12 protein-coding genes are annotated in these 15,985 nt (G+C 72.2%); 4 read left to right on the forward strand and 8 right to left on the reverse strand.

Translation table 11 applies throughout. The features are described 5' to 3' along the window. Positions 1 to 132 precede the first annotated feature (132 nt). The 4 genes from ACIBO8_RS29990 to pgi form a co-directional block, all read right to left on the reverse strand. On the reverse strand, positions 133 to 1,479 hold the full coding sequence (locus ACIBO8_RS29990; protein WP_396118702.1) for a carbohydrate-binding protein: 1,347 nt from the start codon (positions 1,477 to 1,479) through the stop codon (positions 133 to 135). Positions 1,480 to 1,544: 65 nt separating this feature from the next. Next, positions 1,545 to 2,591 carry a zinc-binding dehydrogenase gene (locus tag ACIBO8_RS29995; protein WP_396118703.1) on the reverse strand — a complete coding sequence of 349 codons (1,047 nt, stop codon included), beginning with the start codon at positions 2,589 to 2,591 and terminating at the stop codon, positions 1,545 to 1,547. Positions 2,592 to 2,768: 177 nt separating this feature from the next. Beyond that, a complete protein-coding gene (locus ACIBO8_RS30000; protein WP_396118728.1) occupies positions 2,769 to 3,860 on the reverse strand; it encodes a winged helix DNA-binding domain-containing protein in 1,092 nt (363 codons plus the stop codon). Positions 3,861 to 3,945: 85 nt separating this feature from the next. Further along, positions 3,946 to 5,577 carry a glucose-6-phosphate isomerase gene (gene pgi / locus ACIBO8_RS30005; RefSeq protein ID WP_396118704.1) on the reverse strand — a complete coding sequence of 544 codons (1,632 nt, stop codon included), beginning with the start codon at positions 5,575 to 5,577 and terminating at the stop codon, positions 3,946 to 3,948. Positions 5,578 to 5,686: 109 nt separating this feature from the next. Between pgi and ACIBO8_RS30010 the strand changes: the two genes are divergently transcribed. Continuing rightward, positions 5,687 to 6,718 (forward strand): zinc-binding dehydrogenase, encoded by a 1,032-nt coding sequence (locus tag ACIBO8_RS30010; RefSeq protein WP_396118705.1) that lies wholly within the window; start codon positions 5,687 to 5,689, stop codon positions 6,716 to 6,718. Positions 6,719 to 6,846: 128 nt separating this feature from the next. Here the strand turns inward: ACIBO8_RS30010 and ACIBO8_RS30015 are convergent, their stop codons facing one another. Both ACIBO8_RS30015 and ACIBO8_RS30020 read right to left on the reverse strand, forming a co-directional pair. Further along, entirely contained in the window at positions 6,847 to 7,338 is a 492-nt protein-coding gene (locus tag ACIBO8_RS30015; RefSeq protein WP_396118706.1) for a hypothetical protein, read from the reverse strand. Between the two features lie 79 nt (positions 7,339 to 7,417). Then, positions 7,418 to 9,076: an FAD-binding dehydrogenase gene (locus tag ACIBO8_RS30020; protein WP_396118707.1), complete on the reverse strand. Its 1,659-nt coding sequence runs from the start codon at positions 9,074 to 9,076 to the stop codon at positions 7,418 to 7,420. A gap of 83 nt (positions 9,077 to 9,159) precedes the next feature. Here ACIBO8_RS30020 and ACIBO8_RS30025 point away from each other — a divergent pair, with 83 nt between their 5' ends. Further along, positions 9,160 to 10,374, forward strand: coding sequence for a helix-turn-helix domain-containing protein (locus ACIBO8_RS30025; RefSeq protein WP_396118709.1), 1,215 nt, complete (start codon positions 9,160 to 9,162; stop codon positions 10,372 to 10,374). Here ACIBO8_RS30025 and ACIBO8_RS30030 read toward each other — a convergent pair. Next, positions 10,299 to 12,956: a putative bifunctional diguanylate cyclase/phosphodiesterase gene (locus tag ACIBO8_RS30030; RefSeq protein WP_396118710.1), complete on the reverse strand. Its 2,658-nt coding sequence runs from the start codon at positions 12,954 to 12,956 to the stop codon at positions 10,299 to 10,301. The two genes, ACIBO8_RS30025 and ACIBO8_RS30030, sit on opposite strands and share 76 nt — an antisense overlap. A 98-nt stretch (positions 12,957 to 13,054) precedes the next feature. On the opposite strand from ACIBO8_RS30030, the gene ACIBO8_RS30035 reads away from it, so the two are divergent. Together ACIBO8_RS30035 and ACIBO8_RS30040 are read left to right on the forward strand one after the other, a co-directional pair. Continuing rightward, positions 13,055 to 13,450, forward strand: coding sequence for an MmcQ/YjbR family DNA-binding protein (locus ACIBO8_RS30035; protein ID WP_396118711.1), 396 nt, complete (start codon positions 13,055 to 13,057; stop codon positions 13,448 to 13,450). Beyond that, positions 13,447 to 14,010: a TetR/AcrR family transcriptional regulator gene (locus tag ACIBO8_RS30040; RefSeq protein ID WP_396118713.1), complete on the forward strand. Its 564-nt coding sequence runs from the start codon at positions 13,447 to 13,449 to the stop codon at positions 14,008 to 14,010. Before ACIBO8_RS30035 ends, ACIBO8_RS30040 begins: the two co-directional genes overlap by 4 nt. A gap of 5 nt (positions 14,011 to 14,015) precedes the next feature. Here the strand turns inward: ACIBO8_RS30040 and ACIBO8_RS30045 are convergent, their stop codons facing one another. Beyond that, positions 14,016 to 15,590 carry a methyl-accepting chemotaxis protein gene (locus ACIBO8_RS30045; RefSeq protein WP_396118714.1) on the reverse strand — a complete coding sequence of 525 codons (1,575 nt, stop codon included), beginning with the start codon at positions 15,588 to 15,590 and terminating at the stop codon, positions 14,016 to 14,018. Positions 15,591 to 15,985 lie beyond the last annotated feature (395 nt).

A 15,985-nucleotide genomic window follows, 5' to 3' on the forward strand; every position in this document is an offset into this window, starting at 1 on the left:
GGTCCCGGACCGCCCCGCACAACATCCTTGACTGAGCAATTATTTCATAGTCAAAGACAGGTACGGAAGCGAGCTCCCGGTCACACGGAAACGGCCCGCCGCGCTGGGCGACGGGCCGTGACATCCGGCGGGTCAGCGTCCTTGCAGCGCCTTCACGTTGTCGCCGAAGGTCCAGCCGCGCGAGCCGTCCCAGTTGGCCGACCAGGTCATGAGGCCCTTGAGGCTGCCGTTGAGGTTGTTCCAGGCCTGGGAGACCAGCGACGGGCTCATGTAGCCGCCACCCGCTCCGGACTGGGCCGGGAGGCCGGGCACCTGCTTGTCGTACGGCACCCGGATCGTCGTGCCCTGGATGGTGAGGCCGTTGTTCAGGCACTGCGTCTGCGTAACGAAGCCCTGGACGGTGCCCGCCGAGTACGAGTCGCCGGAGCAGCCGTACATGCTGCCGTTGTAGTACTGCATGTTCAGCCACCAGAGGCGGCCGTTGTCCACGTACTTCTTGATGATCGGCAGGTAGGAGCCCCAGATCGAGCCGTACGTGACGCTGCCGCCGGTGACGTACGCGGTCTCCGGGGCCATCGTGAGGCCGAAGGTGGACGGCATCTGGGCGAGCACGCCGTCGATGATGCGGATGAGGTTGGCCTGCGAGGTCGACAGCGTGCCGATGCTGCCGCTGCCGGTGAGCCCGGTCTCGATGTCGATGTCGATGCCGTCGAAGTTGTACCGCTTGAGGATCGGCACGATCGTCGCCACGAAGCGGTCCGCCACCGCGCTGGAGCTGAGGTCGATGCCGGCGGCCGCGCCGCCGATCGACATCAGCAGGGTGGCGCCGTTCGCCTTGGCCTGGCACATCTCCGCCGGGGTGGACACCTTCACGCCCGCGTCCATGCCGTCCTCCCACAGCACCGTGCCGTCGGAGCGGATCACCGGGAAGGCGGCGTTGATGACGTTGTAGCCGTGCTGCTTCAGCCGGCTGTCGGTGATCGGGATCCAGCCGAGGCCCGGGTGGACGCCGTTGCTCGCGCCGTCCCAGTTCTCCCAGTATCCGACGAGGACCTTGCCGCCCGGCTTCGACTTCACGGCACAGGTGCTGCTGCCCGGCGGCGTCGTGGTGGGCGGCGTCGTGGGAGGAGTCGTGGGCGGCGTGGTCGGCGGGGTGGTCGCAGGCGTGGTCGGCGGGGTCGTGCCGCCGGTGCACGCCCCCAGGTCGGTCCAGAGCGTCGGCGTCGCGGCGGGATTCCAGTTCGTGCCGGGATAGGCGGTGTGCGTGACCAGGGCCGAGTAGAGGTGGCCGTTGTACGTCACCTGCGTACCGGCGGTGTAGGTGTTGCCCTCGGCCCACGCGGGCGCGCTGCAGGCGACGGCGGCCGCTCGCAGCGGTCCGCCGGAGACGGCGGCCATGCCGGCGGGCGCGAGCACCACCGTCGTCAGGGTCATCGCGGCGCCGGCTACCAGCGCGAACACGGTACGTCGTTTCCTCATGTGGCGGCTCCTGACACATCGATGACCAGGGCTGGTTCACCACATCTTGACGTTCGTGAACTCCTTTAGCAAGGGTTGTTAACAGATCGACCGGGATCGACCACGGTGATACCGGCGACCGCGGCCTGGTCGAATCCGGGCAGCAGCGCCGCCGCCTCGTCGAGCCCGACGGTGCGTTCGATCAGCCGCTGCGGCTGCAGCCTGCCCTGCTCGATGAGCGCCAGCATGCCCGGATAGTCCCCAGCTGCCATTCCGTGGCTGCCCAGCAGGTCGAGCTCCCAGCCGATCACCCGGGCCATCGGCACCCGCGGGTGACCGACGACCGGCGGCAGCAGCCCGATCTGGACATGGCGCCCCCGGCGGCGAAGGCTGAGGATCGCGTCGGCGCAGGTCTGCTCGCTGCCGACCGCGTCGACGGCCACGTGGCTGCCGCCGCCGGTCAGGTCGGCGACAGCGGCCGGGATGTCGGCGCCGTCGACGGGCAGCGTGTGCTCCGCGCCGAGCTCGCGGGCGGCGTCGAGGGCCCGCCGGTTCCGATCCACGGCGATCACCCGGGCACCCAGCGCACGCGCGATCATGACCGTGCTGAGACCCACTCCGCCGGCGCCGACGACGGTCACCCACTCCCCCTCGGCGACCCGTGCACGTCCGGCCAGGCCCCGGTACGCCGTGGCGAACCGGCACCCGAGACTCGCCGCGGCGGCGAAGCCGACCTGCTCCGGTACGGCCACCAGGTTGGTGTCCGCCGCGTGCAGGGCGACGTACTCGGCGAACGACCCCCAGTGCGTGAAGCCCGGCTGCTCCTGGTCGGGACAGACCTGGGCGTCGCCGCTACGGCACCACTCGCACCGCCCGCAGCCGCACACGAACGGAACGGTCACCCGGTCACCGGCCTGCCACCGGCCGACGTCCGCACCCACGTCGGCCACCACACCGGCCAGCTCATGACCCGGTACGTGCGGGAACACGATCTCGTCATGGCCGGCCCAGGCGTGCCAGTCACTGCGGCACATCCCGGTGGCCATGACCCGGACCACCACCCCGCCCGGCGGAGCCACCGGCTCGGGCACCTCCCGGACCTCGGGCCGGGCCCGGACAGCATCGATCACCACGGCGCGCACCTGACCCATCTTGTCAGCCGGGCTCGCTGCCGGCCGGTGGTCCTGGATCGCGGGCAGGCACTGTGGCAGAGGATCTTCCCCAGGGCCGCGCCGGTGAACCGAGATGCTCACCGGCACCGTGCTCGGCGAGATCGGCCACGACCGCGCCTGCACCCTGTCGCTGACACCCTACGAGGGGCTGTCGGTGCTGCTCGGCGATCCCTGACTCCAGCGCACCTTCAGCGGCAGCCCGACGAAGGCGGCGAACGGCTCGAGCGCCGCCTGCGCCCGCTTGCGGGCGGCCGGTTTCATCGACGTCAGCGGGAACACGTCCACGGTGACGGCCGACTTGCCGAGCGTGCGCTTCCACGTCGCCACCGCGCGGCCGGAGGCGACCAGAGTGGACTGGAAGACGCCGTTGCCGCCGGGCACGATGGCGTCGAGGTGCTCCTTGTCGACCATCATCGCGCGGTCCTTGTAGCCCAGCATGTACTCGTCGAAGCCGGGCAGGGCCGCCCAGTCGTCGCGGGTGGCCGGGGCCGGGTCCAGCGCCGCCGGGTCGGCCAGCATCTCCGTGCCGTCCACCCGTACCGTCGTCAGCGCATCGCCGGTCGCCCCGACCGCCGCCTTCGTGTCGGTCATGGTCAGGCCCGTCCAGCGGGCGAAGTCCTGCTTGGTCGCCGGGCCGTGGCTGCGGAAGTAGCGCAGCGCCATGAGGCCCAGCGCCTCCTCGCGGGACGGGCGGTTCGGGTTCGGCACCCACTCGTCGAGCAGGACGAACGTCTGCTCCTTGCCGACGTGCGGGGCGATGCAGGTGACGCCGCGCTGGCTCGCGTACCAGAGAAGGTGGTAGCCCATCTGCCCGCCGAGCTCGACTCCCCCGGCAGCGAGCGCGGCCAGGCACTCGGCCCGGGTCAGGCGCTTGCCACCGGCGAGGGCCCCGGCGAGAACCTCGACCCCGCGGTCCGCCGTCTTCTCCGACAGTCCGATCGTCTCCCGGCGTTTTGCCGCGCCGGCGAGTGCCCGGACACCCATGAGCTCGAGCATCCAGTGCGCGTCGGCGGGCGGGACGAGATGCACGGTGCCGCGCATGGGCCACGTGCGGATCGCCTCGCGGCGCTCGAGGGCCGCCTCGACGTCGCCGACGACCGAGCCGGGCAGGCGCACGCCGAGCGACCACAGCCCGCTCGCCATGTCCTGGGCCTGCATCGCGCCGAACCACTCGACGATCTCGGCGACGCTGCCGCACCGCTTCTCCGGGGTGAGCAGCAAGCTGCGCATCCGTACGGCCAGGGCTTCTTCGGTCGTCAGGTCCACGTGGTGCAGCGTAGGGCGGCCCTCTGACAAAAGGCCGCCCTACCGGTGATCAACGGCCGCGCTGGGCGCGGTAGCGGGCGATCAGGGTGTCGGTGGACGAGTCGTTCGCCGCCTCGGGCGCCGCCTGCGCCGTCAGCAGCGGGGCGAGCTGGTTGGCCATGACCTTGCCGAGCTCGACGCCCCACTGGTCGAACGAGTTGATCTCCCAGATCGTGCCCTGCGTGAACGTGATGTGCTCGTACAGGGCGATCAGCTGGCCGAGCGTCGACGGGGTCAGCTTCTCGGCGAGGATCGTCGTCGTGGGGTGGTTGCCGGGCATCACCTTGTGCGGCACGATCTCCGCCGCGACGCCCTCGGCCTCGATCTGCTCCGCCGTACGCCCGAAGGCCAGCGCTCCGGTCTGGGCGAAGAAGTTGCTCATGAACAGGTCGTGCATCGAGCCGGTGTCGTGGTTCGGCACGCTGAACCCGATGAAGTCGGCCGGGATCAGCTTGGTGCCCTGATGGATCAACTGGTAGAAGGCGTGCTGGCCGTTGGTGCCCGGCTCACCCCAGAAGACCTCGCCGGTCTGGTACTCGACCGCGGAGCCGTCCAGGCGCACGTGCTTGCCGTTGCTCTCCATCGTCAGCTGCTGCAGGTACGCCGCGAACCGGTGCAGATACTGCGAGTACGGCAGCACCGCGTGCGACTGGGCGCCGAGGAACGTGTCGTACCAGACGTTGAGCAGGCCCAGCAGCGCCGGCACGTTGCGCTCCAGCGGCGTGGTGAGGAAGTGCTGGTCGACGGCGTGGTAGCCGGCGAGCATCTCGGCGAACTGCTCCTTGCCGATGGCGATCATGACGGAGAGGCCGACCGCGGAGGGCAGCGAGTAGCGCCCGCCGACCCAGTCCCAGAAGCCGAACATGTTCTCGGTGTCGATGCCGAAGTCCGCCACCCGCTGAGCGTTGGTGCTCACCGCGACGAAGTGCTTGGCCACCGCCGACTGGTCACCGCCCAGGCCGGCCAGCAGCCAGTTGCGCGCCTCGGTCGCGTTGGTCAGCGTCTCCTGGGTGCCGAAGGTCTTCGAGACGACCACGAACAGCGTGCTCGCCGGGTCGAGGTCGTGCGTCTTCTCGTGCAGATCGGTCGGGTCGATGTTCGAGACGAAACGGCATTCGATCCCCGGATCCGCGTACGCCTTGAGTGCCTCGTACGCCATGACCGGCCCGAGGTCGGAACCGCCGATGCCGATGTTGACGACCGTGCGGATGCGCTCGCCGGTCGCGCCCTTCCACTCGCCGGAGCGCACCTTGTCGGTGAAGGCGCCCATCCGGTCGAGGACCTCGTGCACGTCCCGGACCACGTCCTGGCCGTCGACGACGAGCGATGCGTCGCGCGGCAGCCGCAGGGCGGTGTGCAGGACGGCCCGGTCCTCGGTGAGGTTGATGTGCTCGCCCGCGAACATCGCCGCGGTGCGCTCACGCAGCTTCGCCCGCTCGGCGAGCGCGACGAGCGCGGCGACGACCTCGTCGGTCACCAGATTCTTGCTGTAGTCGACGTACAGGTCCGCGACCTGGGCGGTGAGCCGCTCGCCGCGCCGCGGGTCGCTGTCGAACAGCTCGCGCAGGTGCACGCTCGCGAACTTCTCGGCGTGGCCCTGCACAGCCTGCCATTCGGCGCTGTCGGAAACGTGTTCGCTCATCTGCTCTTGACTCCCGCCTGAACCGAACTATCGGTGTCATCGTGGCACGGATCGCCGCGACCCGCCGTGAATCGCGCGGCGCGAAACCGGTCACAGGAAGGATGGGCCCATGCGCGCATTCGTCGTCACCGGGCCCGGCGAGGCCGAGGTCCAGCAGGTGGCCGAGCCGGTCGCCGGGCCGGGCGAGGTGGTCGTGGCCGTCGAACGGGCCGGGGTGTGCGGCACCGACGCGGAGTTCTACTCCGGGCACATGGTGTACCTGCACACCGGGCAGGCCGCGTATCCGGTGCGGATCGGGCACGAGTGGTGCGGCACGGTGACGGCCGCCGGGCCGGGCGTGGACCGCGCGTGGCTGGGGCGGCGGGTCACCGGCGACACCATGCTCGGGTGCGGGAAGTGCCGGCGGTGCCGCGGCGGACGCCAGCATCTGTGCGCCGACCGGTACGAGATCGGCATCCGCCACGGGTGGCCGGGGGCGCTGGCCGAGCGGTTGCCCGTACCCGTGAAGGCTCTCGTGCCCTTGCCCGAAGCGATGGATCCGGCGCTGGGTGCGCTGGTGGAGCCGGGCGCCAACGCGCTGCGGGCCGTACGCGCGGCGGCCCTGTCCCCCGGCGACCGGATCCTGGTCGCCGGGCCGGGGACGATCGGATTGCTGACCGCCCTCATCGCCGCGGCCCGGGGCGCCGAGGTGCACGTGCTCGGCGAGACCACCGGCTTCGCCCACGAGATCGGGATCGAGCGGGCGTGGACGGCCTCGGACCTGCCGGACCTGCGCTGGGACGCCGTCGTCGACGCCTCCACCGGCAGCGGCATCCCGGCGCGGGCGGTGCAGTTGGTGGAGCCGGGCGGGCGGGTGGTGTTCATCGGGCTCGCGGCGCGGGCCAGCCTGCTGGACACCCGCGAGCTGGTGCTCAAGGACGTGACCGCGGTGGGCGTGCTCAGCGGCTCGGGAGCGCTGGCCGGGACCGTTGATCTGTACGCATCCGGCGCCGTGGATCCTCGTCCGCTGGTCGCGGCGACGGTCGGATTGGACGACGCCGCCGCGGTGCTGTCGGGCAACCGCCCGCCGGAATGGGGCGCGGCGCCGAAGGTCCACATCGACCCGGCCGCGCCGTCCGCTCAGGCGGAGTGCAGCATCTGAGTGGCGATTTCGCCACGCGTCTGCAGACGCGTGAAACGCGGACGCGCTCGTCCGGGCGCGGCCGTACTCGGCCAGGGCGTAGAAGGCTCCCACGGCATTCCGTGATCACAGACGGCGGGAACCGGTACTCAGGCCCAGAGTGGCACCGACCAGCCGGCCGCCGGGTGGCGGCAGTCGACCCGCAGGTACGTCGGCCCGATGCCGTGGGAATTCCAACGAACACCGATGACCAGGTCATCGGGCGTCGGTTTGATCCACGTCTTGATCGTCAGCCGGGAGTGAGCCTCGTCGGCACTGAGCGTCGAGATGTCCAGCGTGCTGCCCAGGTCGTTCCAGGTAAGCGGCTGGAAGTCACCCGCGGCTCCCGCACCGAAGGAGATCGCCGGGTCGGCGCTATCCGGGTTGAGGGCATCACGCAGCGGGCGTCGTTCCACACCGGGGGCGCGGAGCAGGAACTCGGTCTCAAGCTTGAGCCCTTCGTCGTAGCCGATGATCGATCGCAGGACGACAGCGGCGCTGTCCGACCTGCCGAGAAGGGCATCGGCCAGCACGAGCGTCCCGCGGCAGGCGGGTGGGACGTGCTTGCATCCCCGGGTTGCGACCTCTACTCCAGGCCGCATCTTCGACACCCCTGAAACCGGAGTCACGCTGCGCCTGGGACCACCCACGGCCCGGCGGGCCGCAGCATGGCCGCCGACCCTAGCCGAGGGCGGCCGCGGCGCATCGGCCCGCGGTGCGGCCGCTGAAGATGCAGCCGCCCAGGAAGGTGCCCTCCAGCGAGTTGTAGCCGTGCATCCCGCCGCCGCCGAACCCCGCCGCCTCGCCCGCCGCGTACACGCCCGGCAGCGGGGTGCCGTCCGCGCGCAGGACCCGGGCCTCGAGGTCGGTGTGGAGGCCGCCGAGGGTCTTGCGGGTGAGGATGTGCAGGCGGACCGCGATCAGGGGGCCGGCCGCCGGGTCGAGGAGGCGGTGCGGGGTCGCCACCCGGACGAGGCGGTCGCCGCGGTAGCGGCGGGCGCCGTGGATGGCGGTGATCTGCGCGTCCTTGGCGAACGGGTTGTCGATCTGGCGGTCGCGGGCGACGACGGTACGGCGTACGGCCTCGAGGTCGAGCTGCGGGCCGCCGGTCGTCGCCGCCAGCTTGTTCATGCCCTCGACCAGGGCGGGCAGGTCGGGGGCGACGACGAAGTCCTCGCCGTGCCGCTTGAAGGCCTCGACCGGCGGCGGGGCGCCGGGGCGGACGCGGCCGAGGACCTGGCGGATGCTGCGGCCGGTCAGGTCGGGGTTCTGTTCCGAGCCGGAGAGGGCGAACTCCTTCTCGATGATCTTCTGGGTGAGGATGAACCAGCTGTGGTCGTGGCCGGTGGCCCGCAGGTGCTTGAGCGTGGCGAGGGTGTCGAAGCCCGGGTAGAGCGGTGCGGGCAGGCGTCGCCCGGTCGCGTCCAGCCACAGTGACGACGGGCCGGGCAGGATGCGGATGCCGTGACCCGGCCAGATCGGGTCCCAGTTCTGCAGGCCCTCGGTGTAGTGCCACATCCGGTCCGGGTTGATGATCTGCCCGCCCGCGGCTTCGGTGATGGCCAGCATCCGCCCGTCGACGTGCGCCGGCACTCCGGAGACCATCCGGCGCGGCGGGGCGCCGAGGCGGGCCGGCCAGGCCTTGCGGACCAGGTCGTGGTCGCCGCCGATGCCGCCCGAGGTGACGATGACGGCCTGGGCGGCGTACGCGAAGTCGGCGATCTCGGCCCGGGAGCTGGACTCGCCGCGGGCGACGGAGCTGGGCTCGAGGATGTGCCCGCGGACGCCGGTCACCGCCCCCGCCGTGGTGACCAGGGCGTCGACGCGGTGCCGGAAGCCGAACGTGACCAGGCCGCGGGCGGCGGCGTCGCGTACCCGTCGCTCGAAGGGCTCGACCACTCCCGGGCCGGTGCCCCACGTGACGTGGAAGCGCGGCACCGAGTTGCCGTGGCCGTCGGCGGCGCCGCCGCCGCGCTCGGCCCAGCCCACCACCGGGAACGAGCGGTGGCCCATGGCGTGCAGCCAGGAGCGCTTCTCACCGGCGGCGAAGTGGACGTACGCCTGGGCCCAGCGCCGCGGCCAGTGGTCCTCGGGCCGGTCGAAGGCGGCGCTGCCGAGCCAGTCCTGCCAGGCGAGCTCCTCCGAGTCGCGGATGCCCATGCGCCGCTGCTCGGGCGTGCCGACCATGAACAGCCCGCCGAACGACCAGAACGCCTGACCGCCGAGGCTCTGCTCCGGTTCCTGGTCCAGCAGCAGCACCTTGCGGCCGGCGTCCGCCAGCTCGGCGGTGGCGACGAGCCCGGCCAGGCCGGCGCCGATGACGATCACATCCGCATCCATGCTCCCCACGGTAGGAACCCGGCTGCCAAAATGATGCTCTCGCGGCGCACACATTCGAGGCCGCTTTATCACCGGGGTGACAAATGTACGGCGAGATCGAGCCGCGTGTCGCGGAGCTGCCCGCTGCCGTCCGGGACCGGATCCGGGCGCTGCGCCCGGTGCTCCGGGACCGGGTGCTCGGCACGGTACGCACGGTGATGAGCGCGCAGGGCCGTTCGCTCTCCGGTGGTCAGGGGCGGGGGCTGACGCTCGGCGTCGAGACCGCCGTCGACGCCTTCGTCGAGGCCGTGGCGTCGCCCTCCCACGACCTGGCGGCCAGCCGGGCGGTCTTCGCCGAGCTGGGGCGCACGGAGTTCCGCGAGGGTCACCGCGTCGACGCCCTGCGCGCGGTCCTCACGGTCGGTGGCCGCGACCTGTGGGCGTTCCTGGTCACCCAGGACCTGCCACCGGAGGCGCTGTACGTGCTGGCCTCCGCGCTGTTCGGGTTCCTCGACATGCTGGCCGGCGCGGCGGCCGAGGGCTATCTCGACGAGCAGGACGCCGACGCGCGGGACTGGGACACCGTCCGGCGACGGCTGATCACCCTGCTCGTGCAGCCGGATCCGCCGGGCGACGCGACGCTGCAGGCGGCGGCGGACGCCGCGCGCTGGCCGCTGCCGGCGAGCGTGGCGGTGGTGAGCATCGAGAGCACCGACGGCGAGCGCCTGGCGCGGACGGCGGGCAACGGCACGATCGCCACCGTCATCGACGACGCCACCCGCATGGTCGTGCCGTCGCCGGCGACGCCCGGCCGGCTCGCCCACCTGGCGGCGGTCCTGGGCGGGCGGCGCGCGGCCGTGGGTCCGGCGGTGCCCCTGGCGTCGGCGCGGTTGTCGTACCGGCTGTCGCGGCGGGCGCTGCGGCTGCTGCCGGGCGACGGGCTGATGCACTGCGACGACTTCCTGCTCGAGCTGGTGACCGGGTGGGAGCCGGGGCTGATGGACCGCTTCGCCGCACGGGAACTGGCCGGTGCCGGGGAGCTGCGGGAGCCGGAGCTGGCGACGCTGCACGCCTGGCTGCGGGAGCAGGGGCAGGTCGTGGCGGCGGCCGCGGCGCTGCACGCGCACCCGCAGACGGTCCGCTACCGGATGCGCAAGATCCGCCGCGTGTTCGGCGCGGCCCTGGACGACCCGGACGCCCGGCTGCGCCTGCAGCTCGCGCTGCGGCACCGGCTCGCGGCCGGTCAGGTCACCTTGGCCGAGAACCCTTCCCGCAGGACGCGGCCCGCCTCGTCGGCCGGCAGCGGGCGCGACAGGTAGTAGCCCTGGGCGTAGTCGCACTGCAGGTCCTGCAGCACCGAGAGCTGCGCGGAGTCCTCGATGCCCTCGGCCACCGTGGTCATGCCGAGGCTCTGGCCCAGCCGTACGATCGTCCGGACCAGCGCCTCGTCCTCGCGCTCGCCGCCGAGCCGGTCGACGAACGAGCGGTCGATCTTCAGCGTGTCCATCGGGAACCGGCGCAGGTACGCCAGCGACGAGTAGCCCGTACCGAAGTCGTCCATGGCCAGGGTGACCCCGAGGTCCTTGAGGCGCCGCAGCTGGGCGAGGTTCTCGTCGGTGTCGGTGAGCAGCACGCTCTCGGTCATCTCCAGGCACAGCTGACCGACCGGCATGCCGGTCTCGGCGACGATCTCCGCCACCGTCGCGGCGAGGTCGCCATGCTCGAACTGACGGACCGAGACGTTGACCGCCATCTTGAGCCGCCGGGTCGTGCCGGCGCCCCACGCGACGGCCTGGCGGCACGCCTCGCGCAGCACCCAGCGGCCCAGCGGCACGATGAGCCCGGTGGCCTCGGCGGCGCCGATGAACTCGAGCGGCGGGATCATGCCCCGGGTCGGGTGGTGCCAGCGCACCAGCGCCTCGAAGCCGGTGATCTCGCCGCTGCGCAGGTCCACCGTGGGCTGGTAATGCAGCACCAGCTCCTCCCGGGCCAGCGCGGCACGCAGATCGGCCTCCAGCTCCAGGCGCCGCACCAGGCCGGTCAGCATCGCCGGGTCGTAGGCGGCCATGCCGTTCCCGCCGCCGGACTTCGCCCGGTACATGGCGAGGTCCGCGTTGCGCTGCAGCTGCTCCACGTCCTCGGCGTCGGCCGCGCACGCCAGGCCGATGCTCGCCGCGACGAGCAGCTCCCGCTCGCCGACGAGGAACGGCGCCTCCAGCGCGGCGGCGATGCGCCCGGCGACCGCCTCGGCGTCGGTACGGGCGGCGACCGACTCCACGATCACGCCGAACTCGTCGCCGCCGAAGCGTGCCACGGTGTCGCCCTCGCGAACCGCCGCCGACAGCCGCTCGGCGACCTGGCACAGCAGCGCGTCGCCGGCCGCGTGGCCGAGGCTGTCGTTGATCTCCTTGAAGCCGTCGAGGTCGAGGAAGAGGATCGCGACGTCGTCCGTACCCGAGGCCCGGGCGACGGCCTCGACCAGCCTCTCGCGGAACAGCGCACGGCTGGGCAGCCCGGTCAGCGCGTCGTGGTACGCCTCGTGCATGAGCCGCTCCTGCAGCTCCTGGGCGTCGTGCACGTCCCGGGTGTTGAGCACCAGCCCGCCCACGGCGGGGACGTCGAGCAGGTTCGTGATGGTCATCTCGGCGAGCCGGTACCGGCCGTCCTGGTGGCGCATCGGGACCTCGAGGACCGTGACCTTGTCCGGGCCCGCCACTACCGCCTCGATGGCGGCGGCGATGCGCGGCCCGGACCGCCGCCCGGCGATCTCGACGAGCCGGCGGCCGAGCAGTAGCCGGGCCGGCCAGCCGAAGTTCCGCTCGACGGAGTCGCTCTGGTAGCGGATGGTCGAGTCGGGGTCGATGACGGCGACCGACTCGGAGCTCTGCTGCACCAGCGCGCGGAACCGCAGCTCGCTGGCCCGCAGCTCGGCGGTGCGGGCGGCCACCCGGTCCTCGAGATGCCGGGTCAGGTGCCGGTTCTCCAGCAGGGTGAGCAGCTGGCGGACGACGATCAGCGCGATCAGGGCGGCCCGGCAGCCGTTGTGGACGGCGTCGGTGCGGCCGGTCACCGCCGAGAAGGCCACGCTGCAGACCACGGCGACCAGGATCGGAGCGTACGGGACGAGCAACGCGAACGTCCGGGGCTCGGCCGGCCCGCCGGTCGCCGCACCCGGGCCCACCGGGTACCGGGCGGCGAGCAGCACGAGCGCGAAGGCGACGAACCAGCCGGCGTCCAGCAGCCCGCCGGAGCCGTACGAGTCGTGCAGGGAGACGAACGCGTACGCGCTGTCAGAGACGCCGAGTACCACCATGGCGACGGCGACGAGTGTCAGCGCGCCGGCATGCGGATCGTCGCGGCGCAGCACCGCGAGCACGTGCAGGACGACGGTGACCAGGACCACGCCGCTGATCGGATATCCGAACCCCACCGCGCGGCTCAGCACAGTGCCGCCCGTGCCCAGCAGCGGCTCGAGGACGAGCAGCCAGCTGATCAGCAGCAGGGAGCACGCGATCATCGCCGCGTCGGCGAGCGTACGGAGCCGCTGCGGCGCCGACCGGCGGTGCGTCGGCACCAGCAGCAGGGCCACGGCGGCGAGGGGCACCATGCCGAGATAGCCGGCGTCGGCGAGGCTGGGGAACGGGACCTCCCGGCCGGCGATCGTCTCGATACCGGCCCACGTGCCCTCGCCGCAGGCGTACACGAAGGTGCCGGCGGTGAGGAAGGCCCATACCGCACGGTCCCGGCCGCGGCAGGCGCGGGCGCGGAGCAGGCAGCAGATCCCGGCGGCGACCGTGATCCCGAAGGTGCCGGCACCCGAGACGGCACTGGTCACCGTCGCGCCGCCCCAGCCGGCGACCATCCAGGCCACGAAGACGGCGACGAGGGCGGCGACGAACACGGTGAATGCTCGCCGGCCTGACGCCGGTCCGTCTAGCCTTTCTGGCACGCCCTGAAATCGGACGGCCGGCGGCGCACTTGAGAGAATCCGGAAGAACAATGGCGACCTGGGACGACGTCCGGCGCAGCGCGACGGCGCTGCCGGAGGTGACCGAGCGGGGCCCGCACGAATGGCGGGTCCACGACAAGAACCTGGCGTGGGAGCGGCCCCTGCGCCCGGCGGATCTCGCGGCCCTCGGCGCCGACGCCCCGGCCGGCGACATCCTCGGCGTCCGCGTCCAGGACGTCGGTGTCGCGGAGGCGCTGGTCGCCGACGACCCGGCGGTCTACTTCACCACGCCGCACTTCGCGGGCTATCCGGCCGTGCTCGTCCGGCTCGCGGAGATCGATCCCGGTGAGCTGGACGAACTGATCCGCGACGCCTGGCTGGCGCGGGCGCCGAAGCGTACGGCCAAGGCGTGGCTCGCGGCGCGCGGCCGGGAAACCGGGGGATGAGCACCCGGCCGCTGCGCGCCGACGCCCGCCGCAACCGCGACCGGCTGCTCGAGGTGGCGGTGCGGGCCTTCGCCACCGACGGCCCGGACGTGCCGCTCGAGACCATCGCCCGGACGGCCGGCGTCGGCATCGGCACCCTCTACCGGCACTTCCCCACCCGGGAGGCGCTCGCGGAGGCGGCGTACCGCAACGAGCTCGACCGGCTGTGCGCGGCGGCGCCGCGGCTGCTGCGTACCCACGAACCGGCCGCCGCCCTGCGCGCCTGGATGGACCGGTTCGTCGACTACATGACCACCAAGCGGGGCATGTCCGGGGCGCTGCGCATGGTCATCGCCTCCGGCGGCGACCCGTACGCCCACAGCCGCGACCTGCTGGTGGCCGCCCTGACGCCCCTGCTCCAGGCCGGGGTACGCGCCGGCACACTGCGCGACGACGTCCCGGTCCTGGACGTGCTGACCGGCCTCGGCGGGGTGGCCCTCGCGGCGGGTGAGCCGGGGCGGCGCGACCAGGCGGGACGCCTGCTCGACCTGCTGATGGACGGGCTGCGGTACCGGCGCTGACGTCCTCAGAGGCGGAAGCGGTCGACGATGCGGTTGAGGTCGGTCGACATCTGCGCGAGCCGCGTGGCCGCCTGGTCCGCCTCGCCGACACCGACGGTGGTCAGCTGCACGGATGCGGCGACCTCGTTGATCGTGGTCGCGACCTGCCCGCCCGCGGCGGCGGCCTCGGTGACGTTCCGGCTCATCTCGTTGGTGGTGACGGTCTGCTCCTCCACCGCCGAGGCGATCGTGGTCTGGAAGTCGCTGATCCGCGCGATGATCTCGCTGATCTCCCCGATCGCGGCCACGGCGCCCGTGGTGTCGGCCTGGATCGCCGCGACCCGGCGGCCGATGTCCTCGGTCGCCTTGGCCGTCTCCTGCGCGAGATCCTTGACCTCGGAGGCGACCACGGCGAAGCCCTTGCCCGCCTCACCCGCGCGGGCCGCCTCGATGGTGGCGTTGAGCGCGAGCAGGTTGGTCTGCTCGGCGATCGCGGTGATGACCTTGATGACGTTGCCGATCTCGGCCGAGGACTCGCCCAGCTTGGCCATGACGTCGGTGGTGTTCGCCGCGACCGACACCGCCCGGGAGGCGACACCGGCGCCCTGCGTCGCGCTCTCGCTGATCTCCCGGATCGAGGCGCCCATCTCCTCCGCGCCGGCGGCCACGGTCTGGATCGTCGAGGACATCACCGCCGCGGACTCGGCCACGCTCGCCGCCTGACGCGCGCCGGCGTCGGCGCTGGACGCGCTCTGGCGGCTGGTGGCCGTCAGCGAGTTCGCCGCGGTGGCGAGCTCGGTCGAGTGACCGGCCAGGTCGCTGACCGTCTGGCGCAGCGTCGTGGTGGCGCGCCGCAGCGCGGTGGCCATCTGGCCCAGCTCGTCGCGCTGGTCGACCGCGGCGTCGTGGGTGAGGTCGCCGTCGGCGACCGCGTCCAGCACCGAGGACACCCGGCGCAACGGTACGACGATCATGCGGGCCACCAGCAGCGCCAGGACCACCGCGAGCGCTACCGCGATCACGAAGGCGAGGAACACCACCAGCTGGATGTTGCGTACGGTGGAGTCGAAGTCCCTGCCGGCGAGCAGCGCCTGGTCAGCGCGGGCGATCTCGTTCCCGAGCAGCGTCTCGTAGCTCTTGCGCAGGTCGCGGTTCGCCCCGAGGGCGACATCGATCGCGGCCTGTTTGTCGGTGCCGTACGTGGTGAACTCGGTGTTCAGGGCGGCGAACCACGCATCGGTCGCGCCCTTGATCTTGTCGATGGTCGCCTGCTCGGCCGGGTTCCCCAGCGACCGGGCGGCTACCAGGTTCTTGTCGACGGTGTCCTTGCGGCCCAGCGACTCGTCACGGAACTTGGCGTCCCCGGCGATCAGGAATCCCCGCTCGTCGTTCGCCGCCGCCTTGAGCGCCAACGCGGCGCCGTTCAGGTTGGTCAGGTAGGGCACCGCACGGCGCAGCTCTTGCGAGCGGGTGTCCTGCAGGCTGCCCAGACCGATGAGGCTCAACAGCCCGGTGACGATCATGCCGACGACCGCGACAGCGACCACCGCCAGGATCTTGGTCTTGATGCCACGGTTCCGCACCCAGCGCACAGCGCCCACGTCCACTCCGTCTCGACAGCCTGAGGAGGCGCGTAGCGCCCCGCTACACCACCGTTCGACGGCGACGACCGCGGGCTTGACGCAGTTCACCGAACGTTCACCGGACCGACGGGCGATGGTCGCCCTGGCCCGGCGGAAAGGCGGCACCGGCTCGGATTCACGGTAACGGAGAGCAGGCCCCCTCCGTGGCGGGAACGCCGCGGAGAACGGCACGAGCCGCCCGGCAGGCCCGCCGGGCGGCTCGTGAGTCCCTGAGGATCAGCGCAGCTTCACGTCGAAGATCTTGTCAGCGGCCAGGGCGCGGAAGGCGGCGAGGTTGGTCTTGGTGCTGTCGATGCTGATGTCGCGGTCGCCCTGGTCGTCGTGGGCGGTGTCGAAGTAGACGATGGCCTTGA

The sequence above is a fragment of the Actinoplanes sp. NPDC049681 genome (genome assembly GCF_044465265.1).
Classification (GTDB): domain Bacteria; phylum Actinomycetota; class Actinomycetes; order Mycobacteriales; family Micromonosporaceae; genus Actinoplanes.